We start from the raw sequence: 19351 nt of genomic DNA on the forward strand, positions 1-19351 counted from the left end.
TCCCCTTTCATTGCGGCGCTCATTCTGCGCTTTTGCTGTGCGAATGGCAGCAGTCGCCATCGAACGGCGATGACTCCAGGAGAGTCTGATCAGTCGGGCGGGCCCTTGAGTTCGACGACGTTGCCTTCGGGATCGTCGAGGTAGATGGACGGGCCGTTGCCCTCCGCGCCGTAGCGCGGCTCGACCGGGCCGGCGCTGAGGCCGTGCGCCTGGAGATGCTCTCGGATGGCTGCTTCGTCGAAGGGCTCGACGCGCACGCAGAAGTGGTCGAGGTTGCGTGCTTCTCGTCCTGGTGCTGCGCCGCCGGCGCGGCCGAGTTCTCCATCAACGGGGATCAGGTCGATGAGTGAGCGACCAGCGCGCAGTTGCACGAGTCCGATGTTGTCTTGGCGCTTTTCCACGACGCATCCGAGTGCGTCGCAATAGAAGCGGACCATCTTCTCCAAGTCCACCACGCGCAGCACGAGGTGGTCGATTTCGCGGATGTGGATCATGGTGCGAAGAAGTCTACGGCGAGCTCATGAAGGCCGTGCTTGGAGGCCTGCCCGCCACGTGCAGCGAGGCCGTGGCCGCAGGCGACTCAGCCAGCAGTTTGCCTTGGCGGTAGACCTTGAGCCGCGTCGCGCGAAGTCGAATGGCTTCCACCGGATCACGCGCCTGCAGCAGCACGAAGCTCGCATCGCAGCCAGCCGCGAGCCCGTAGTTCGGCAATCCGAACACCTTGGCCGCGTTGACCGTCACCGCGTCGAAGCACTGCTGGATGCCGGCCTGGCTGGTCATCTGCGCCACATGCAGGCCCATGTGCGCGACCTCCAGCATGTCGCCCGAGCCCATGCCGTACCAGGGGTCCATCACGCAGTCGTGGCCGAAGGCGACGTTGACGCCGGCGGCCATGAGTTCCGGCACGCGCGTCATGCCGCGGCGCTTGGGGTAGGTGTCGTGGCGGCCCTGCAGCGTGATGTTGATGAGCGGGTTGGCGATCACGCTCACGCCGGCTTCGGCGATGAGCGGCAACAGCTTGCTGACGTAGTAGTTGTCCATGCTGTGCATGGAGGTGCAGTGCGAGCCGGTGACGCGGCCCTGCAGTCCGAGGCGCTGTGCCTCGAAGGCCAGCGTCTCGATGTGGCGCGAGTGCGGGTCGTCGGATTCGTCGCAATGCATGTCGACGCGCTTGCCGCGCTCGGCGGCGAGTTCGCACAGCAGCTTCACGCTGGCGGCGCCGTCGGCCATGGTGCGCTCGAAATGGGGGATGCCGCCAACCATGTCGACGCCCTTGTCCAGCGCGCGGGTCAGGTTGTCGACACCGCCTTTCGTGCGCAGCACACCGTCTTGCGGGAAGGCGACGAGTTGCAGGTCCAGGTACGGCGCGACGCGGCGCTTGACCTCCAGCAAGGCATCGACCGCGAGCAGGCTGGGATCGCTGGTGTCCACGTGCGTGCGGATGGCGAGCAGGCCCTTGGCGACGGCCCAGTCGCAGTAGGCGAGGGCGCGTTCGATCAAGGCGTCGGCCGTCAGCAGCGGCTTGAGTTCGCCCCACAACGCGATGCCTTCCAGTAGCGTGCCGCTCTGGTTGACGCGCGGCAGGCCGTAGCTCAGCGTCGCGTCCATGTGGAAGTGCGGATCGATGAAATGCGGCGTGACGAGCAGGCCTTGGGCATCGAGCGTTTCATGCGCCGGTGCGACCAGGCCGGCCGAGACTTCGGCGATGCGGCCGTCCTGCACGGCGATGGACATGCCGGTGCGGCCGTCGGGGAGGGTGGCGTTGGTGACGAGCAGGTCGAGCATGGCTATCTTTCTCCCTTTCGGTAGGGCTTCATCAGCGCCTGCGGGTAGGCGGCCTTGCGCGCGACCAGGACCAGCGCAAGGATCGACAGCAGGTACGGCAGCATCAGGTAGAGCTGGTAGGGCAGCATGGCGTCGCCGGACTGCTGCAGGCGCAATTGCAATGCATCGAAGAAGGCGAACAACAGGGCGCCCAGCAATGCCTTGCCGGGCCGCCACGAGGCGAACACCACCAGCGCGACACAGATCCAGCCTCGGCCGTTGATCATGTTGAAGAAGAAGGCGTTGAACGCCGACAGTGTCAGGAAGGAGCCCGCAATGCCCATCAGCGCCGAACCCGCCACGATGGCGCCGGTGCGCGTGCCGACCACCGACACGCCCTGGCCTTCCGCCGCCTGCGGGTTCTCGCCGACCATGCGCACTGCCAGGCCGATGGGCGTGCGGTACAGCAGCCAGCCGATCAGCGGCACCAGCAGCAGCGCAAGCAGGGTGAGCGCGGTTTGCGCGTTGAGCACGGGAATGGGCAGCCAGTCCATCGACGCGAAGGGCGTGATGGTCGGCGGCGTGTTCACCTTTGGAAAGCTCACGCGATAGCCGTAGTAGCTGAGCGATGTCGCGAGCAGCGTGATGCCCAGGCCGGAGACGTGCTGCGATAGCGCAAGCCCCACTGTGAGCCACGCATGCAACAGCCCGAACACCGCACCTGTCATCGCGGCCACGCCCACGCCAACCCACAGCGGCTGCCCGGCATACACGGCGAGCCAGCCCGTGAAGGCGCCGGCCACCATGATTCCCTCGATGCCAAGGTTGAGCACGCCCGCGCGCTCGCAGAGCAACACGCCCAGCGTGCCGAAGATCAACGGGGTGGCGATGCGCAACACCGCGACCCAGAAGGCCGGGTTGGCGAGGATGTCGAGGAGGTCGCTCATGTGGGCGCAAATTCGGACTTGACCGGCCGCGAAGGGCGCGAAGGTACGCAACTGGCGCGAAAACGACAGGAAGAAATCTTCTTGTATTCCTTTCGCGTCCTTCGCGGAACCTTCGCGTCCTCTGCGTACGGAAGTCCGTATTGGTATTCAGCCGACCGGTTCATTTCCAACGCACCCTGTACTGTGCCAGCAGCATCGCCACCAGCACGGAAATGAGCGACGTCGCTACGATCACATCCGCGATGTAGGTCGGCACGCTGACCGCACGGCTCATGCTGTCCGCGCCGACCAGCACGCCGGCGACGAACACGCTCGCGGCCATCACGCCCAGCGGATGCAGGCCGGCAAGCATCGCGATCACGATACCGCTGTAGCCGTAGCCGGGGGACATGTCGAGCGTCACGTAGCTGGTGCGGCCGGCTACCTCGATGCCACCGGCCAGCCCGGCCAGCGCGCCCGAGAGCAGCGCCACCGCGACCACGGTGCGCGTGGTGCCGACGCCCGCGAAGGCCGCCGCACGCGGATTGGCGCCGACGGCGCGGATGTCGAAGCCAAGCACCGTGTGCTTGAGCAGCGCCCAGACACCGACTGACAGCACCAAGGCCCACAACAGGCCGGTGTGGACTCGGGTCTGGGCGATGAGCTTGCCCAGTTCCAGGTCGCCCTGCAGCGCCACGCTCTGCGGCCAGCCCATCGCGCTCGGGTCCTTCATCGGGCCGTCGAGCAGCGCGCCGACACCCAGTAGCACGATGAAGTTGAAGAGCAAGGTGGTCACCACTTCATCGACGCCGAGCTTTGCCTTCATGAGCGCAGGGCCGAGCAGCAGCAGCGCGCCGGCAATCGCCGCCGCGGCCATCATCAGGGGGAAAAGAACCCAGGGCGACACTTCGAAACCCGTGCCGCCGTGCATCCCGCCGACCGCGATCGCCGCCAGCGCACCGGCGTACAACTGGCCCTCGGCGCCGATGTTGAAGAGGCGCGCCCTGAAAGCCACGGCCGCCGACAGGCCGGTGAGCGTCAGCGGGATCGCGCGCGTCAGCGTCTCGCTCAAAGCGAACACCGACCCGAAGCCGCCTTTCAACAGCAAGGCGTAGGTCTGTGCGACTGGTTGGCCGGCCCACAGCACCAGCAGCGCCGTGATGGCAAGCGTGAACAGCACGGCGCCGAAGGGCGCAAACACCATCGCGGCGCGCGAGACGGCGGGACGCTTCTCGAGCCTCATGCCGGCAAGCCCGCATCGGAATGCATGCCCGCTTCGGCATGGACGCCTGCCATCGCCAGCCCGATGGATTCGCGCGTCCAGGCATCGGCCGGCCGCGCATCACCGAGCATGCCGCCGTGCATCACGGCAATGCGGTCGCCCAGCACCATGACTTCGTCGAGGTCGTCCGAGATCACCAGCACCGCCGCGCCCGCATCGCGCGCGGCCACGAGTTGCTGCTGCACATAGGCCACCGCGCCGATGTCGAGGCCCCAGGTCGGTTGGTGCGCGACGATGAGCCTGGGCGTGGCGACGGCGCCGTCCGGTGCCAGCAGCGCGCGGCCGAGGATGAGCTTTTGCATGTTGCCGCCCGACAGCGAACGCGCGGTGGCATCGAGCCCGCCGCCGCGCACGTCGAAGGCCTTGACGATGCGCTGCGCCTGCACGCGCGCCGCAGCGCGTCGCACAAGGGGCCCACGTCGGAACGCAGGGCCGCGCAGGCGCTCGGACACCGCGTTCTCCCACAGCGGCAGGTCACCGATGACGCCCACGGTGTGCCGGTCTTCGGGGATGCGTGCGACGCCCTGTTCGACCAGCACCGCAGGCGAGGCACGCAAGGCCTGGCCCATCAGTTCGACCGTGCCAGCACTTGCTCGGCGCGTCCCGCACAGCAGTTCCGCCAACGCCACCTGCCCATTGCCCGACACACCCGCGACGGCAACGATCTCGCCCGCATGCAGCGTCAGCGAAACGCCGCGCAAGGCATCGCGCGCATCGCCGCCGGATTGCACATCGCGCAGCACGCACACCGACTCGCCGATGCGGCCAGCCGGATGCCGTTCCGGCGGCTTGACGGCATGACCGACCATCGCGTTCGCCAGTTGCGCCTGCGTCGCGCCGGCGGCCGGCATTTCGGCCACCAGCTTGCCGCCGCGCAATACCGCGATGCGATGCGACACGCGCAGCACTTCGCTGAGCTTGTGGCTGATGAAGATGATCGACAGCCCCTGCGCCACCATCTGCGCCAGCGTGTCGAACAGCGCTTCGCTCTCTTGCGGCGTGAGCACGGCGGTCGGCTCGTCGAGGATCAGGATGCGCGCACCCCGGTACAGCGCCTTGAGGATCTCCACCCGCTGCCGTTCGCCCACCGACAGCGTGCCGACCTTCGATTCCGGTGCCACCGGCAGGCCGAAGCGCTTCGCGACGTCGAGCAGCTTCGTGCGCGCCTCGCTGCGCCGCGTGAACGGTTGCCAGAGCGATTCGCTGCCCATCATCACGTTGTCGAGCACCGTGAGGTTGTCGGCCAGCGTGAAGTGCTGGTGCACCATGCCGATGCCGGCGGCCAGTGCGGCCTTGGGATTGCCGGGCGCGAGCGGTGCGCCGAACACCTCGATGTCGCCTTCGTCCGCGCGGTAGTGGCCGAACAGGATCGACATCAGCGTGGACTTGCCGGCGCCGTTCTCTCCGAGCAGCGCGAGCACCTCGCCACGGTCAAGCGTCAGCGAAATGGCATCGTTCGCGACCAGCGTGCCGAAGCGCTTGGTGATGCCCTGCAGACGGAGGACCGTCACAGTCCTACTTCCAGGCGGCAAGGAATGCCAGCAGCACCTTGGCCGAGTTGTCCGCCGCGATGCCCATGAAGGTGCCCATCTCGTTCTCTTCCTCGCCGCCGCCGGCCAGGTCGCTCAGGGAGCGGAAAGCGATGTAGGGCACGCCGTTGCTGTACGCGACCATGCCTACCGCGGCCGTCTCCATGTCGAGCACGTTGGCCTGGAAGGTCTTGTAGGTGTATTCGCGGTAGGCCTTGTTGTCCATGAAGGCCTGGCCGGAGACGCCGTTGCCGCCGACCACCAGCTCAGGCTTGCGCGCGAGGCACTTGCCGGCGCTGCAATTGGCCAGGTCGACGTTGCGCAGGTTGCGCGCCACGTCGAGCATCCTTGGGTCGGCCTCGAACCAGAACTTTGGCGTGACCTTGGGACTGGCCGCGGTGCGTGTCTCGACCGGGCGCGGATGCATCATGCCGAAGGCGGGCAAGGTGGCGTCCTTCATCCATGGCGGCGCGCTGAACTTGCCCGGCGCGGTCTCGCGCGCCATCAGCACCTCGAGGTACTGGCCCCATTGCGCGGGCACGGTCACGTCGCCGATGTGCAGCGTGGGGTTCACGCCGCCGGCAATGCCGCTGAACACGATGCGCTCGACGTTGAAGCGGTCCAGCACAAGCTGCGTGTTCATCGTCGCGTTGACCATGCTGATGCCGGACAGGAACAGCACGACCGGCTTGCCTTGCAGCGTGCCGGTGGTGAACTCGACACCGTTGACGCTGTACCTGGTCGGTGACTGGACCTGCTTCAGCAGCAGCGCCAGCTCGGGCTCGAAGGCCGACAGCACGGCGATGCGCGGCGTGCCGTCGAGGCGCGTGCCGCCTGCCTGCATGCCAGCGCAGCCGGCGAGCGTCGCTGCGAGAACCAAGGCCGCGCCGACACGGCGGATGAAATGAATGTTGCGCATGCCGCCGTGCTCCCGTTTTTGACCTGCGTCTACTTCGCGGTGGACTTGGGCTGGCTGTCGTCGACCTTGACGGTGAACTTGCCGCCCAGGATGTCCGCTTCCTTCGCCTTGACCTTGGTCACGATGTCGGCCGGCACCTTGCTCGCGAAGGTGCCAAGCGGCGCCAGCTCCGAGCCCTTGTGCTTCATCATCGAATAAGGCCCGTAGTCCTCGGCGACGAACTTGCCTTCCTTCGCCAGTTTGATGGCGCGGTCGGCCGAGGGCTCGAAGTTCCACAGCGCGGAGGCGACCACAGTGTCCGGATACTGCGCCTGCGTGTCGATCACATTGCCGATCGCGAGCTTGCCCTTTTCCTTGGCGGCATCGCTCACGCCAAAGCGCTCGGCATACATCACGTCCGCGCCCTTGTCGATCATCGCGAAGGCGGCTTCCTTCGCCTTGGGCGGATCGAACCAGCTGTTGATGAAGCTCACGCTGAACTCGACCTTCGGGTTGGTCTCCTTCGCGCCGGCCATGAAGGCATTCATCAGGCGATTCACTTCCGGGATCGGGAAGCCACCGACCATGCCAATCTTGTTGGACTTGGTCATGCCGCCGGCGATCATCCCGGTGAGGTAGGCAGGCTCCTGGATGAAGTTGTCGAACACGCTGAGGTTCGGAGCCTGCGGCTTGCCGGACGAGCCGAGCAGGAAATACGTCTTCGGGAAGTCCTTGGCCACCTTGCGCGCCGCGGCTTCCACCGCGAAGGCCTCGCCGACGATGAGCTGGTTGCCGCCCGTCGCGTACTCGCGCATCACGCGTTCGTAGTCGGCGTTGGTGACGTTCTCGCTGGCCTTGTATTCGATCTCGCCGCGCGCCTCGGCCGCCTTCAGCGCCTTGTGCAGCCGGCTCACCCACTGCTGCTCGAAGGGCACGGTGTAGACGCCCGCCACCTTGAGCTTGGCGCCTTGCGCGAGCGCAAGCCCGGGCAGGCTGCCCACGCTGAGAACGGCCGCAATGGCGGCGGAACGGACGATCAACTCACGGCGTGCGGTCACAGTAGGACTCCTCGGGTTAGAAAATCAACAGGCTCCAACAATCCAGCGGACGTGGCAATTGCGTGAAACGCCGAGTGGCCTGGCCGGTCCGCCGCGGCCCGGACTCATGTTTCAGATACCGACCCGGCGCAATGCAGCGCAACTCGTTCGGAAGCACCCGCAGCTCCCGCATTGCCGGGGTGCTGGGTGCGCGCCTTCAGGGACCGCCTCAGCTGCATTCGGGGGTGGGCTCATTTGGTCCCGAAAATCCGGTCGCCCGCATCGCCCAGGCCCGGCAGGATGTACCCATGGCTGTTGAGTTCGCGGTCGATCGCGGCGGTGTAGATCGGCACGTCGGGATGATTGGCCTGCATCGTCTTTACGCCTTCGGGGCAGGTCAGCAGGCAGACGAACTTGATCGACTTGGGGTTGAGTTCCTTCAGGCGGTCGACCGCGGCCACGGCCGAATTGCCGGTGGCCAGCATCGGGTCCACCACGACGATGTCGCGGTTCTCCATCTCGCCGGGCATCTTGAAGTAGTACTCGACCGCCGTCAGCGTCTTGGGGTCGCGGTACAGGCCGATGTGGCCGACGCGTGCACCGGGCACCACCGTGAGCATGCCGTCCAGGATGCCGGTGCCGGCCCGCAGGATCGACACCAGCACCAGCTTCTTGCCGTCGATGATGCGGCCGGTGGTGGTCTCCAGCGGGGTCTCGATCTCGATCTCCTGCATCGCCATGTCGCGCGTGACCTCGTAGGCCATCAGCATGCTGAGTTCGTTCAACAGCCGGCGAAAGCTGTTGGTCGATGCATCCTTGCGACGCATCAGGGTGAGTTTGTGCTGGACCAGCGGGTGGTCGATCAGGTGGACGTTGCTCATGATCGGAGAGGTTGTTTCGTTGTGGAACCCGCAAGGCTAGCAGTTGAATGCGCAGTACTAGAAAACGGTTCCATCGCTTTCGATGTGCAGGGGAGGCGAACCTTCACGCAAGCGTTGTGCCATTGCGCGGCCGGCTGCCCAGGTGCCGCCTTCGAGTACGCAGGCCAGCGGCAGTTCGTCGATGCCACGGCCGAGCACATGGCGCACGCGTTCTGCGACCTCGTCGAGCAGGGCGACGGTGAGGGCGCGCCATTCGACGATGAACTCGTCATGCACCTTCCAATGGCGCTCCAGCAATGCCGGATTGCGCGGCACGATCAGCCCGCTGTCGATGAAGAGGCCGCCGTTGCGGTACTCGGGCAGACCGGTCAGCTGGTCGAGCCCGCTGACGCGCACGCCGGCCCATTCGAAGGGTTCGAGCAGCGAATAGGTGAGCCATTGCGACAGCTTGTGGAAAGGCATCCAGCCATTGGTCAGGCCGGGCCCGCTCACGGCGCTGTGGCGCCAGCAATCGCCGAGCGCAAAGGCCGGGTCGCCGGAGGCTATGCCGCCGGGCATGTCCCTGCCATCGGCCGCGATGCTGTCGACCGCGTTGGCGGCCGGCCAGATGCCCGACAGCGTGTCGAGCAACAGCGTCAGGATCTCGTGCGCCGTGACTTCGGCCGTGGGCGGAACTGCCGGGCCGTAGGGCCCGAGCAGCGCATCGAACATGCCGCCGGGGCGACCGTCCTCGCCGAATACTTCGGGCTGCGCCGCCAGCGCCTCGCCGAGGCGGCGCAGCAGCATCGCGCGGCCTGCCAGCCCGACGAGAGGGTTGCTGGCGCTCACCTGGAATGCGTCGCCGAGCCTGTCGGTCACCAGGCCCCGGAGACCGGCCGCATCGGCGCGCAACGGATGCGCCGGGTCGGACGAGAACAGCCCGCTCGTGAACGCATGGAAGCTCGCCACGCCCAAGCCTTCCGAGCGCGAGAAGCGCTGGCCGTTGGACGACTCGATGTAGTGCCAGTCCGGGCCCGCGCCGGCGTCCAGCAGCACGCTGACCAGCACCAGGTCGATGCGCGCACGGGCCCGTTCGCGCTCGTGCACATCGGGGCCGAGCAGGTCGTCGAGTTCCTTGAGGCGATTGACGCCGCCGGCCTCGAAATGGCGCCAGCGGCTGTGGTACGGGATCGGCCCCCACGTATAGCGGTCGCGCGTGACCTCGGCGACGATGCGGGCCGTGTCGTCCATCTTCGTAGCGTCGCCGATGGTGAACCACTGCGATTCGCCGCGGCGCGCACGGGCCAGCAACGCACGGGCACGGCCACGCACCTCGGTGGTGGAGCGAAGGTATGCCGCAGCGCCTGCGGGATGGGTCGTGTCTACGGCCAGTTCGCTCGCAGGGTCGATCTGTCGATGGGTGGCCTCGCTCATTCCGCCAGGCCCCGGCCCTTGGCCTTCTTCAGCTCTGCCGCATCGGGCACCACGCCGGGCGTGAAGTAGCCGGCGGCCATCTTGGCGTCCATCTCGACGCGCGCATCGGCAGGGATCAATTCGTCGGGGATGTTCACGCGTTCGCCGATCTCGATGCCCGAGCCGCTGATGGCATCGAACTTCATGTTGCTCATCGAGACGAGTCGGTGGATCTTTTGGATGCCGAGCCAGTGGAAGACATCGGGCATCAACTCCTGGAAGCGCATGTCCTGCACGCCGGCCACGCATTCGGTGCGGGCGAAATACTGGTCGGCCGTGTCGCCGCCGACTTGACGCTTGCGTGCGTTGTAGACCAGGAACTTGGTGACCTCGCCAAGCGCGCGGCCTTCCTTTCGCGAGTAGGCGACGAGGCCCACGCCACCGCGTTGCGCGCCCATGATGCATTCCTCGATCGCGTGCGTGAGGTAGGGGCGGCAGGTGCAGATGTCGGAGCCGAACACGTCCGAGCCGTTGCACTCGTCATGGATGCGCGCCGTGAGTTCGACCTCCGGGTTGGCCAGGTCGGCCGGGTTGCCGAAGATGTAGAGCGTCTGCCCACCAATGGGCGGGAGGAACACTTCCAGGTCGGAGCGCGTGACCAGCTCGGGATACATGCCGCCGGTTTCCTCGAACAGCACGCGGCGCAGGTCGGCCTCCGAGCAGCCGAAGCGCTTGGCCACCTCGGGCAGGTACCAGACGGGCTCGATGGCCGCCTTGGTCACGACCGCGGCGCCATTGGGGGTGAGGAACTTGCCATCGGCCTTGAGGCGGCCGGATTGCAGCGCCTCGATCACCTCCGGCAGGATCACATGCGCCTTGGTGATGGCGATGGTGGGGCGGATGTCGTAGCCGGCCGCGAGTTCGTTGGAGAACACGTTGGCGATGGTCGCGCCCCAGGGGTCGAGCGAGACGATCTTGCCGGGCTCGCTCCACTGCGGATAAGGGCCGATCACGTCGGTGGGCGAGGTGTTGGTCAAGTCCGCCTTGTGCTGCGGATTGAGCGCGCCGGCCGCTACTGCCAAGGCGCGGTATACGCTGTACGAGCCGCTGTGCGTGCCGATCACATTGCGGTGGGCGCGCTTGGTGGTCGTGCCGACCACCGGGCCGCGTTCCGTAGCGGTGCCAGCGCCCCAGTGGATGGGCAGGGCGCCGAAGCCACCGGCGTGCGAGGTCAGCCGGATGTGCCTCGGCGTCGCCGCAGCCGCGCTTGCGGGCGGGATGATCGGGGAAATGGAGACCGACTCCACCACGACTGTCGGCTCGATGGCATCGGCAGGGACTTGAGGGGAAGTCGTCGCGATTGGCGGAACGGAGGAAGAAATCGAAGCGGTGTCTACAGACATTGCGGTCCCTCAAAAACAGCAATGTAGCGACCACCTCCGTAGCTGGCAAGCCGCGGCGTGGCGTGCGTACGCCATCCGCCGTATCGGGTTGGCCGTCAGTCGATCTTCAGCAACCGATCGAGCGAGAAGGTGCCGCCGCCTCGACCCGCCAGGTAGAGCAGGATCGCTGCCCACGACAAGTGCGTGGGCCAGGCATCGGGATAGACGAAGATTTCGATGACCAGGGTCATGCCCAGCAACGCCATTGCGGAGAGCCGCGTGCAGAGGCCCAGCACCAGCAGCACCGGGAACAGGTGCTCGGCATAGGCGGCCAGGTGCGCCGCGATCTCGGGTTGCACGAGCGGCAGCTTGTACTCGGTGCGGAACAGTTCGTAGGCGCCGTCGGTAATGTGAAGGAAGCCGTCGACCTTGGTGCGGCCGGACATGAAAAAGATCGCCGCGATCGACAAGCGACCGGCAATGGCAAGCACGTCGTGCGTGATCAGCCGTTGCAGGCCGTTCGCGATCGTGTTCCAGGTGGCGCGCAGCCCTGTGGCGGAGGGTGCGATCGAGGTGGTGGTGGCGTGGTTCATGGTGTTCACTCCGTAGAGGGGGCGACGACGAGAGCGCCGGCACGCAGCAGTCCGGCGAGGAGGTCGGCGATGTCGGCGTCGGCCTGGGCCGTGACCGCTGCGACGGCCGCGTCTGCCAGCGACATGCCTCGGGCGCAAGCGTCGAGGAAGGCGCAGTCGGCCAGGCTCGCCTCACGCCAGATGACGGCGTCCCGCGGCCGCGTCAGCAGTGCGCCTTCGCCCTGCCATTCGATCTCGTCGGTGCTGTCGCTGGCGCTGCGATTGCGTTGCCAGATGGTGTAGATCGGCGCGTCGGGAAACCAGTGCCAGCGCGCGGCGGGATGGGGTGCGACGCGCACGTTGCCGAGCGCCTCGGGGCTCAGCCCGGCGAGCCAGGCGCCGTCGATGGCATCGGCATCGGCGGCGGTGTGGGCCTGCGTCCAGCTCCGGTCCAGCCGGGCCACGCCGGCCAGGTAGGGCAGATCGCCCGCCGGCTCGAAGCCAGCGAGGAAGTCTGCGAACGCCGCGCCGTAGGTCAGCATGCGGCCATCCTGTGGCGGCCGGGCGGCGACGTGGACTGCAGCCGCGGCACGAAACCAGTCGCTGCCGACCAGCCGCGCCACGCTCGGATAGTTGGCCTCCAGCGCATCGACGCAACCCTTCATCACCGTGTTGCGGTAGACCGCGAAGGCGGGCTGCGATGCCAACTCGACCTTGGCGTCGAGGTCGAGCAATGCGGCGGCAAGGCCCGCCTGGAAGGTGCCGAGCTTCATCGGTAGGCCTCCATGCTTCGGGCGGCGGCGGCGCGCACGGGCTTCGGGCGTCGTGGCAAGCCGTTCGCGTCCGATATCGCCATCTCGGCCGCGCAAAGCTCGGCCGCAGCAACATCGCGCTCGGCCAGCAGTTCGTCGAAGGCAGGCACGTTGCCATCGCGCTCCACCAAGGTCGCCCGTGCGCCGATGCGGCCGATCAGCCGGCGGTACAACGCCCAGACCTCGGGCGCGACCGGCGCATCGTGCGAGTCGATGAGCAAGGCCTCGCCCAGCCGTGGATCGCAACTGTGGCCGGCCAGATGAATCTCCATCACGTCCGCGCCCGGAAAGCGATCGAGGTACGTGCCCGCGTCAAACCCGAGGTTGCGTGCCGACACATGCACGTTGTTGACGTCCAGCAGCAGGCCGCAACCCGTACGGCGGGCCAGTTCGCGGAGAAACTCGATCTCGTCCCAGTCGTGCCCGTCAATGTGCAGGTAGTGGGATGGGTTCTCGATGGCGATGCGGCGCCCCAGTGCAGCTTGCGTGCGCTCGATGTTCGCGGTGATGCGGCGCAGCGCCTCGTTGCTGCGCGAGAAGGGCAGCAGGTCTGGAAAGTACTGGCCGTTCAACGTTGACCAGGCCAGGTGTTCGGAGACCAGCGCCGGCTCGATGCGCCGCACCAGTGCGGCGAAGCGGGCCAGGTGGTCTTCATCGGGCGGCGCATCGCCAGCCAGCGAGAGCGAGACCCCGTGCAGTGCCACGGGATGCACCTCGCGCACGGCCTCGAGCCAGCGCAGGCGCGGCCCGCCGGCCACCATGTAGTTCTCCGGGTGCACCTCGAACCACAGGCCCCGTGCCGTGCACGCTCGCGCCGCGTCGTAGTGCTCGGGTTTGAGGCCGAGGCCGGCTGTCAAATCCATGATGCGGGCCGCGACGGGTTCAGCTCTTGATCGGCGTCAGCGAGCCCATGCCCTTGGGCGTCTTGATGGTCGCGCAGGTGCCGGCCGGGACGTTCTTCCAGGCGACGCCGTTGTAGTCGACCTTGTTGGTGCCGGCGCAGGTGGTGCCGGGACCGGCGGCACAGTCATTCTTGCCGGCCAGGGAGACGCCGTAGCACTTTTCGACGTTGGCCATCTTGTCGCCCATCTTGTCGGTCATGGGCTTGGCATCCTGGGCCATGGCGGCGCCGGCGGCGAGGGCGCTGAGGGTAAAGGCGGTGATGGCAATGGTACGGTTCATGGTCGATTCGCTCCTGAAGACAGTTGAGGTATGGAACCGCGCCAATTGGCGCAGTCGCTTCTATTTCGTGGCGTCTTTGGCGCCGGTTACATCAGGCGGCACAATGCGCCGAATTCTTTTTCTCCACACGGCTGTAACCAACCGACCCGATGGCACGAACAACAGTTGGGAGTCTGGTGCAAGCGAAGGAAGCCGAGGCGATCTTGCGCGGCTTGTTCTTGCGCGGCCTCGACGGCGACGCCGCGGCCTACCACCAGTTTCTGCAAAAACTCAGCGCGCACCTGCGTGCTTTTCTGGGCAAGCGCCTGTTTGGCTGGCCCGATGAAGTGGAAGACCTTGTCCAGGAATGCCTGCTCGCCATGCACAACCAGCGCCACACCTACCAGCCGGACCAGCCCCTGACGGCCTGGGTGCAGGCCATCGCGCGCTTCAAGATGATCGACCTGCTGCGCGCCAAGTCGAGCCGGGAGGCCCTGCATGATCCGCTCGATGACGACCTGGCCGTGTTCGCCGATTCGGACACGGACGCCAGCGATGCCCGGCGCGACCTGGCCGGCCTGCTGGAAACCCTGCCGGACCGGCAACGGTTGCCGATCGAGCACGTCAAGCTGCAAGGGCTCTCCGTGGCGGAGACGGCGGCTGCGACCGGGATGTCGGAGTCGGCCGTGAAGGTGGGCATTCATCGCGGGCTGAAGGCGCTGGCCGCCCGCATCCGGAGCAGCGCATCATGAAGACCGACGAACTGGTTTCGCTGCTCGCCGCCGACACCCTGCCGGTGCCGCGTCGCGCGGCCTCGCGGCGGCTTGTGCTGGCCCTTGTGGTCGGCGTTCTGCTGGCGCTGCTGCTGATGCAACTGGAATACGGCGTGCGGCGCGACCTGGTGCAGGTCATGTTCTGGCCGATGTTCTGGATGAAGGTGCTGGTGCCTGTCACGTTGGCCGTGGCAGGTTTCGTCATGCTTCAGCGACTGGCCCGGCCGGGCGTCAAGGTCGGCGCCAGTTGGCTCGGCTTGGCGCTGCCGGTGCTGATGCTGTGGACCATGGCCATCGTGAGCTACCTGATGGCGCCGGAGGAGCGCCGGTCCGACATGGTCTGGGGCCAGACCTGGCGCACCTGCATGTTCAGCATCGCGGAGATCTCCGTGCCGGTTTTCGTTGCTGCGCTGGTGGCGTTGCGCAGCCTGGCGCCGACGCGGCCGGCATGGGCGGGGGCCATCGCCGGCGCCATGTCGGGTGCGGCCGGGGCCGCCGTTTATGCGCTGCACTGCACGGAATTGACCGCGCCCTTCCTGGCGATCTGGTATGTGGGCGGCATGGCGCTGCCGATGGCGGCCGGAGCTTTGCTGGGGCCGCGCATCCTGCGCTGGTGAAGCCGCCTACCGACGACTCTTCGCCCCGAAGATCCCACCAAGAACGCCGCGCAGGATTTCCTTTCCCACACTCGTGCCCACCGTGCGCACCGCCGACTTGGCCATGGTCTGCACAAGTCCGTCGTGCTTGCCGCCGCGCGGGCCGGTGGTGCCGAAGAGCAGGTTGTTCAGCCCATCCATGATCGCGCTCGAACCTCTCGACTGCGCGGTGCCCGGCGCGCCTCCGGCTGTCGGCGGAGCGCCGGGGGCCGAGGCGGCGCGGCCCTTCAGCTTCTCATAGGCCGATTCGCGGTCGACTGCCTTCTCATACACGCCCGCTACCAGCGAATTGGCCAGCAGTGCCTGACGTTGCACCGCCGTGATCGGCCCGAGCTGGCTGCCCGGCGGCAAGACGAACACGCGCTCGGTCACGCTGGGCCGCCCTTTCTCGTCGAGCAGGCTCACCAGCGCCTCGCCCACGGCCAGTTCGGTGATGGCCGCCTCGATGTCGAGCCCGGGCTTTTGCCGCATCGTGGTTGCCGTGGCCTTGACAGCCTTCTGGTCGCGCGGCGTGAAGGCGCGCAGCGCATGCTGCACCCGGTTGCCCAACTGGGCCAGCACCGAATCGGGAATGTCGAGCGGGTTCTGCGTCACGAAATACACGCCGACGCCCTTGGAGCGGACCAGCCGCACCACCAGCTCGATGCGTTCGACCAAGGCACTGGGCGCCTCCTTGAACAGCAGGTGCGCCTCGTCGAAGAAAAATGCCAGCTTGGGCTGCTCCGGGTCGCCGATCTCGGGCAGTTGTTCGAACAACTCCGACAGCAGCCACAGCAGGAAGGTCGCGTACAGCCGCGGCGAGTTCATGAGCTTGTCGGCCGCGAGGATGTTGATCACGCCCTTGCCGCCCACGGTTTGCATGAAATCGGCGATGTTGAGCATCGGCTCGCCGAAGAACTTGTCGCCGCCCTGGGTTTCGATCTGCAGCAGTCCGCGCTGGATCGCGCCGACGCTGGCCGCGCTCACGTTGCCGTACTGGGTGGTGAACTGGCTCGCGTTCTCGCCGACGTACTGCAGCATGGCGCGCAGGTCCTTCAGGTCGAGCAGCAGCAGGCCGTTGTCGTCGGCGATCTTGAATACCAGGTTCAAAACGCCCGATTGGGTTTCATTGAGGTCCAGCATGCGGCCCAGCAGCAGCGGGCCCATGTCGGAAATGGTGGCGCGCACCGGGTGGCCCTGTTCGCCGAATACGTCCCACAGCGTGACCGGGCAGGCCAGCGGCGGGGGAACCTCGATCCCGCGTTCAGCCAGTACGCCGGCCAGCTTGGCCCCGATGTTGCCGGCCTGGCTGATGCCCGTCAGGTCGCCCTTGACGTCGGCCAGGAACACCGGCACACCGATGGACGAGAGCTTTTCGGCCATGGTTTGCAGGGTGACCGTCTTTCCGGTGCCGGTGGCGCCGGTGATCAGTCCGTGGCGGTTGGCCAGCGCGGGAAGGAGCAGGCACTCGGTCGTGGCGTGGCGGGCAATCAGCAGGGGTTCGGCCATGGGTTCTCCGGGGCAATTAGAGGGCGCCAGTCTATCCAAGCGGCCTCCTATAATTCTCGATCGCGTATCGCAATAGTTCCCCACATTCGTCTCGGAGTCTGCTTTGTCATCGACCGCCCAGTCTTCCCTTCCCGCCGATGGCGATACCTCCTCGCAGACCGCACTCGAAAACGAATTGGCCGTGCTGCTGGTCGAATCGTTGAACCTCGAGGTCGCCCCGGACGACATCGTTCCCACCGCTCCTCTCTATGGCGACGGCCTGGGCCTCGATTCGATCGACATCCTCGAAGTCGCGCTCGAGGTGTCGCGCAAGTACGGCTTCCAGTTGCGCTCGGACGACGAGCGCAACCAACAGATCTTCGAATCGCTGCGCAGTCTCGCGACCCACGTCGCCCAGAACCGCAGCGCTGCGTGATCCGCTGCGCATGACGCGCTGGCGCCTGGCCATCCTGCTGCTGGGCGGCGCCGCTTACGCGGTGCTGTCGCACTGGATGATGCTCTATCACGCCAACGATCCGTGGGCCATGCTGGTGCTGCTCGTGCCGCTGTGGCTCACGGCGCTCGGCGTGGCCGGGTCCTACTTCGGACGCTGGGGCCTGCTGGCGGTTGCGACGGGTGGCGTCGCCTTGTTCTGGATGGTGATGAATGGCGAGGCGGGGGACACGAATCGGCTCTACGTGGTGCAGCACGTCGGTATCAATGCCTTGCTGTGCGGTTGGTTCGGCAGCACGCTGCGCGGCGGTGGCTTGTCGCTGATCGGACAACTCGCGCAGCGCGTGCACCCGCTGGTGGGCGAGATGCCGCGCTACACACGGCAGGTCACGATGGTCTGGACGGCGTTCTTCGCGCTCACGGTGGTGTCTTCCATCGTGGTCTACCTGAGCATGCCGTTTTCCGCCTGGTCGCTGCTGTCGAATGTGCTGTCGCCGATTGGCGTGGTGACGTTGTTCCTGGGCGAACATCTGGTGCGCTATCGCATCCATCCCGAGTTCGAGCGCTCGCGCCTCGTCGATGCCGTGCGCGCCTTTGCCGGTGCCAGCGGTGATCGCCGCGCTCCATGATGAACGCACGACTGAACACACAAGACACCGCGGTTCTTCCCTTGCTGGGGGCGCGCAACTTGGACGCGCCCTTGGCGTGGCGTGGCGGCCAGGCCATTTCGGGGCGACAGTACCTTGCCGACGTGACGCAATTTGCCGCGCGGCTGCCGGAGCGTGGTCCGGTGGTCAATCTCTGCGTCGACCGCTACGCCTTCGCGATCGGGCTCGGCGCCGCGCTGTTGCGGGGGCTGCCGAGCCTGTTGCCGCCCGATGCGCGGCAGGACACGGTGGACCGGCTGCGCCAGGGGCAGCCCGATGTGTTCGCGGTGGCAGACGATCGGCGGCTCGATGTGCAGGGCATCCCCGTGATGTGGATCGATCCGGCCGCGCATGCCGAGGTCGACCCAGGCGCAACCGCGCCCGAACTGCCGTCCGCGATGCATGCCGTGAGCCTGCTCACCTCCGGCTCCACCGGCGTGCCGCAACCGCATGCGAAGAGCTGGCACACCCTGGTCTACGACGTGGCGGCCGCGGTGCCGCGCCTGCGCGAGCTGCTGGACCTGCCGTCGTTGACGGGCCTGAACCTGGTCACCACCGTGCCGGTGCAACACAGCTACGGCCTGGAATCGTCGGCGCTGCTGGGCATGCTGGGTGGCGCGGCCTTCGATTGCGGCCGGCCGTTCTTTCCGGCGGACGTGGCCGCCTCGCTGGCCGCGTTGCCGCGTCCGCGCGCACTGGTCACCACGCCGTTCCATCTCAAGAACCTGCTGCTGGCCGGCATCGAATTGCCCTCCGTCGACCTGATCCTGTCGGCCACCGCACCGCTGTCGCCGCAACTGGCGACCCAGGCCGAGCAGGCCATGGGCGCGGTGCTGATCGAGATCTACGGCAGCACCGAGTCCGGCCAGGTGGCCACCCGCCACACGTCGCAAAGCGACGTCTGGCATGCGATGGGGGCCATCGAGGTGCATGCCGAACGCGATGCGGCCGGCGACGAGCGTTTCGTTTTCGATGGCGACTTCATACCGCAGCCGACGCCGATGGCGGACGTGCTGGAACTCATCGACGCGCAGCACTTCCGCCTGCTGGGTCGTGCCAACGACATCATCCATGTGGCCGGTCGACGCAGTTCGCTGGGGCACCTGAACTTCCATCTCAACAGCGTGCCAGGCGTGCTGGACGGCGCCTTCTGGCTGCCGGATGACGTGACCGATGGCGTGGTGCGGCCGATTGCCTTCGTGGTGGCGCCGGAGCTGGACGCCCACGCCGTCATCGCGGCCCTGAGGCAAAGGCTCGAACCTGTGTTCGTGCCGCGCCGCGTGGTGCATGTGACCTCGCTGCCGCATGAAGGCACCGGCAAGCTCACGGTGCGCGCGATGCGCGAATTCGCGCTGGCGCAACTCGCCGGTGACGGCACGGCGGTGCAGGTGACGCGGGAGGTGCCGCTGGACCACCCGGTGTTCGAGGGGCACTTTCCGGGCCAGCCGTTGTTGCCGGGTGCGCTGCTGCTGTCGGAGGTGCTGGAAGCTGCGAACGGCGTGCCCGCGCTGCTCGCGCGCCTCGGCCCGCATCCGACGCTGGCGCAGGTGAAGTTCCTGGCGCCAGTGCGTCCGGGCAGCACCATGACCATCGAGCTGCAACCGGAGGAGGGGGCAGCGCGCGGCGTGCGCTTCGAAGTGCGCTGCGGCGACCGCGTTGCCGCCAACGGGCGGTGGTTGCCGCGTGCCGAGTCTTCGTGACGCGTTCTGCGATGAGCGC

20 protein-coding genes are annotated in these 19351 nt (G+C 67.0%); 5 read left to right on the forward strand and 15 right to left on the reverse strand.

Going from position 1 to position 19351, the window contains the following annotated elements; all coding sequences use genetic code 11:
• Positions 1-89 precede the first annotated feature (89 nt).
• From WKW82_RS15870 to WKW82_RS15935, 14 genes are all read right to left on the reverse strand, one after another.
• Positions 90-494: a VOC family protein gene (locus tag WKW82_RS15870; protein WP_340343275.1), complete on the reverse strand. Its 405-nt coding sequence runs from the start codon at positions 492-494 to the stop codon at positions 90-92.
• A gap of 13 nt (positions 495-507) precedes the next feature.
• Entirely contained in the window at positions 508-1785 is a 1278-nt protein-coding gene (locus WKW82_RS15875; RefSeq protein ID WP_340343276.1) for an amidohydrolase family protein, read from the reverse strand.
• Between the two features lie 2 nt (positions 1786-1787).
• Positions 1788-2711, reverse strand: a complete 924-nt coding sequence (locus WKW82_RS15880; protein ID WP_340343277.1) for an ABC transporter permease — start codon at positions 2709-2711, stop codon at positions 1788-1790.
• A gap of 160 nt (positions 2712-2871) precedes the next feature.
• Positions 2872-3933, reverse strand: a complete 1062-nt coding sequence (locus tag WKW82_RS15885; protein ID WP_340343278.1) for an ABC transporter permease — start codon at positions 3931-3933, stop codon at positions 2872-2874.
• The gene (locus WKW82_RS15890) at positions 3930-5483 is read right to left on the reverse strand and encodes an ABC transporter ATP-binding protein (RefSeq protein WP_340343279.1); all 1554 of its coding nucleotides are present in this window, start codon (positions 5481-5483) and stop codon (positions 3930-3932) included. Before WKW82_RS15890 ends, WKW82_RS15885 begins: the two co-directional genes overlap by 4 nt.
• Before the next feature lie 4 nt (positions 5484-5487).
• Positions 5488-6420, reverse strand: coding sequence for a 5'-methylthioadenosine/S-adenosylhomocysteine nucleosidase (locus WKW82_RS15895; RefSeq protein WP_340343280.1), 933 nt, complete (start codon positions 6418-6420; stop codon positions 5488-5490).
• A 29-nt stretch (positions 6421-6449) separates the two neighbouring features.
• Positions 6450-7457 carry a BMP family protein gene (locus tag WKW82_RS15900; protein WP_340343281.1) on the reverse strand — a complete coding sequence of 336 codons (1008 nt, stop codon included), beginning with the start codon at positions 7455-7457 and terminating at the stop codon, positions 6450-6452.
• A gap of 230 nt (positions 7458-7687) precedes the next feature.
• Positions 7688-8317, reverse strand: coding sequence for a uracil phosphoribosyltransferase (gene upp / locus WKW82_RS15905; RefSeq protein ID WP_340343282.1), 630 nt, complete (start codon positions 8315-8317; stop codon positions 7688-7690).
• A 57-nt stretch (positions 8318-8374) separates the two neighbouring features.
• On the reverse strand, positions 8375-9730 hold the full coding sequence (locus WKW82_RS15910; RefSeq protein ID WP_340343283.1) for a URC4/urg3 family protein: 1356 nt from the start codon (positions 9728-9730) through the stop codon (positions 8375-8377).
• On the reverse strand, positions 9727-11112 hold the full coding sequence (locus WKW82_RS15915; RefSeq protein ID WP_340343284.1) for a GTP cyclohydrolase II: 1386 nt from the start codon (positions 11110-11112) through the stop codon (positions 9727-9729). Before WKW82_RS15915 ends, WKW82_RS15910 begins: the two co-directional genes overlap by 4 nt.
• Positions 11113-11207: 95 nt before the next feature.
• A complete protein-coding gene (locus WKW82_RS15920; protein WP_340343285.1) occupies positions 11208-11684 on the reverse strand; it encodes a DoxX family protein in 477 nt (158 codons plus the stop codon).
• Positions 11685-11689: 5 nt separating this feature from the next.
• A complete protein-coding gene (locus WKW82_RS15925) occupies positions 11690-12436 on the reverse strand; it encodes an HvfC/BufC family peptide modification chaperone (protein WP_340343286.1) in 747 nt (248 codons plus the stop codon).
• A complete protein-coding gene (bufB, locus tag WKW82_RS15930) occupies positions 12433-13338 on the reverse strand; it encodes an MNIO family bufferin maturase (protein ID WP_340343287.1) in 906 nt (301 codons plus the stop codon). The genes WKW82_RS15925 and bufB overlap by 4 nt, the downstream gene beginning before the upstream one ends.
• Before the next feature lie 19 nt (positions 13339-13357).
• On the reverse strand, positions 13358-13657 hold the full coding sequence (locus WKW82_RS15935) for a BufA1 family periplasmic bufferin-type metallophore (protein WP_340343288.1): 300 nt from the start codon (positions 13655-13657) through the stop codon (positions 13358-13360).
• A gap of 149 nt (positions 13658-13806) precedes the next feature.
• Between WKW82_RS15935 and WKW82_RS15940 the strand changes: the two genes are divergently transcribed.
• Together WKW82_RS15940 and WKW82_RS15945 are read left to right on the forward strand one after the other, a co-directional pair.
• Entirely contained in the window at positions 13807-14388 is a 582-nt protein-coding gene (locus tag WKW82_RS15940; RefSeq protein ID WP_340343289.1) for a sigma-70 family RNA polymerase sigma factor, read from the forward strand.
• Positions 14385-15026 carry a DUF1109 domain-containing protein gene (locus tag WKW82_RS15945; protein ID WP_340343290.1) on the forward strand — a complete coding sequence of 214 codons (642 nt, stop codon included), beginning with the start codon at positions 14385-14387 and terminating at the stop codon, positions 15024-15026. The genes WKW82_RS15940 and WKW82_RS15945 overlap by 4 nt, the downstream gene beginning before the upstream one ends.
• A 6-nt stretch (positions 15027-15032) precedes the next feature.
• Here the strand turns inward: WKW82_RS15945 and WKW82_RS15950 are convergent, their stop codons facing one another.
• Complete coding sequence (locus WKW82_RS15950) at positions 15033-16553, reverse strand: helicase HerA-like domain-containing protein (protein WP_340343291.1); 1521 nt, start codon at positions 16551-16553, stop codon at positions 15033-15035.
• A gap of 103 nt (positions 16554-16656) precedes the next feature.
• On the opposite strand from WKW82_RS15950, the gene WKW82_RS15955 reads away from it, so the two are divergent.
• From WKW82_RS15955 to WKW82_RS15965, 3 genes are read left to right on the forward strand one after another with little or no spacing between them, the layout of a single operon-like run.
• Positions 16657-16968 carry a phosphopantetheine-binding protein gene (locus WKW82_RS15955; RefSeq protein ID WP_340343292.1) on the forward strand — a complete coding sequence of 104 codons (312 nt, stop codon included), beginning with the start codon at positions 16657-16659 and terminating at the stop codon, positions 16966-16968.
• A gap of 10 nt (positions 16969-16978) precedes the next feature.
• The gene (locus WKW82_RS15960) at positions 16979-17614 is read left to right on the forward strand and encodes a COG4648 family protein (RefSeq protein ID WP_340343293.1); all 636 of its coding nucleotides are present in this window, start codon (positions 16979-16981) and stop codon (positions 17612-17614) included.
• Entirely contained in the window at positions 17614-19332 is a 1719-nt protein-coding gene (locus tag WKW82_RS15965; RefSeq protein WP_340343294.1) for an ApeI family dehydratase, read from the forward strand. Before WKW82_RS15960 ends, WKW82_RS15965 begins: the two co-directional genes overlap by 1 nt.
• Positions 19333-19351 lie beyond the last annotated feature (19 nt).

The sequence above is a fragment of the Variovorax rhizosphaerae genome, assembly GCF_037889975.1.
Taxonomy (GTDB): Bacteria; Pseudomonadota; Gammaproteobacteria; order Burkholderiales; family Burkholderiaceae_C; genus Variovorax; species Variovorax rhizosphaerae.

What these genes read in the sequence shown, in the direction of transcription:
- WKW82_RS15950 (WP_340343291.1), bottom strand. Translation starts at nt 16,553, where the DNA reads ATGGCCGAACCCCTGCTGATTGCCCGCCACGCCACGACCGAGTGCCTG.
- WKW82_RS15875 (WP_340343276.1), bottom strand. Translation starts at nt 1,785, where the DNA reads ATGCTCGACCTGCTCGTCACCAACGCCACCCTCCCCGACGGCCGCACC.
- WKW82_RS15960 (WP_340343293.1), top strand. Translation starts at nt 16,979, where the DNA reads ATGACGCGCTGGCGCCTGGCCATCCTGCTGCTGGGCGGCGCCGCTTAC.
- WKW82_RS15965 (WP_340343294.1), top strand. Translation starts at nt 17,614, where the DNA reads ATGAACGCACGACTGAACACACAAGACACCGCGGTTCTTCCCTTGCTG.
- WKW82_RS15920 (WP_340343285.1), bottom strand. Translation starts at nt 11,684, where the DNA reads ATGAACCACGCCACCACCACCTCGATCGCACCCTCCGCCACAGGGCTG.
- WKW82_RS15945 (WP_340343290.1), top strand. Translation starts at nt 14,385, where the DNA reads ATGAAGACCGACGAACTGGTTTCGCTGCTCGCCGCCGACACCCTGCCG.
- WKW82_RS15880 (WP_340343277.1), bottom strand. Translation starts at nt 2,711, where the DNA reads ATGAGCGACCTCCTCGACATCCTCGCCAACCCGGCCTTCTGGGTCGCG.
- upp (WP_340343282.1), bottom strand. Translation starts at nt 8,317, where the DNA reads ATGAGCAACGTCCACCTGATCGACCACCCGCTGGTCCAGCACAAACTC.
- WKW82_RS15870 (WP_340343275.1), bottom strand. Translation starts at nt 494, where the DNA reads ATGATCCACATCCGCGAAATCGACCACCTCGTGCTGCGCGTGGTGGAC.
- WKW82_RS15910 (WP_340343283.1), bottom strand. Translation starts at nt 9,730, where the DNA reads ATGAGCGAGGCCACCCATCGACAGATCGACCCTGCGAGCGAACTGGCC.
- WKW82_RS15885 (WP_340343278.1), bottom strand. Translation starts at nt 3,933, where the DNA reads ATGAGGCTCGAGAAGCGTCCCGCCGTCTCGCGCGCCGCGATGGTGTTT.
- WKW82_RS15935 (WP_340343288.1), bottom strand. Translation starts at nt 13,657, where the DNA reads ATGAACCGTACCATTGCCATCACCGCCTTTACCCTCAGCGCCCTCGCC.
- WKW82_RS15895 (WP_340343280.1), bottom strand. Translation starts at nt 6,420, where the DNA reads ATGCGCAACATTCATTTCATCCGCCGTGTCGGCGCGGCCTTGGTTCTC.
- bufB (WP_340343287.1), bottom strand. Translation starts at nt 13,338, where the DNA reads ATGGATTTGACAGCCGGCCTCGGCCTCAAACCCGAGCACTACGACGCG.
- WKW82_RS15915 (WP_340343284.1), bottom strand. Translation starts at nt 11,112, where the DNA reads ATGTCTGTAGACACCGCTTCGATTTCTTCCTCCGTTCCGCCAATCGCG.
- WKW82_RS15940 (WP_340343289.1), top strand. Translation starts at nt 13,807, where the DNA reads ATGGCACGAACAACAGTTGGGAGTCTGGTGCAAGCGAAGGAAGCCGAG.
- WKW82_RS15925 (WP_340343286.1), bottom strand. Translation starts at nt 12,436, where the DNA reads ATGAAGCTCGGCACCTTCCAGGCGGGCCTTGCCGCCGCATTGCTCGAC.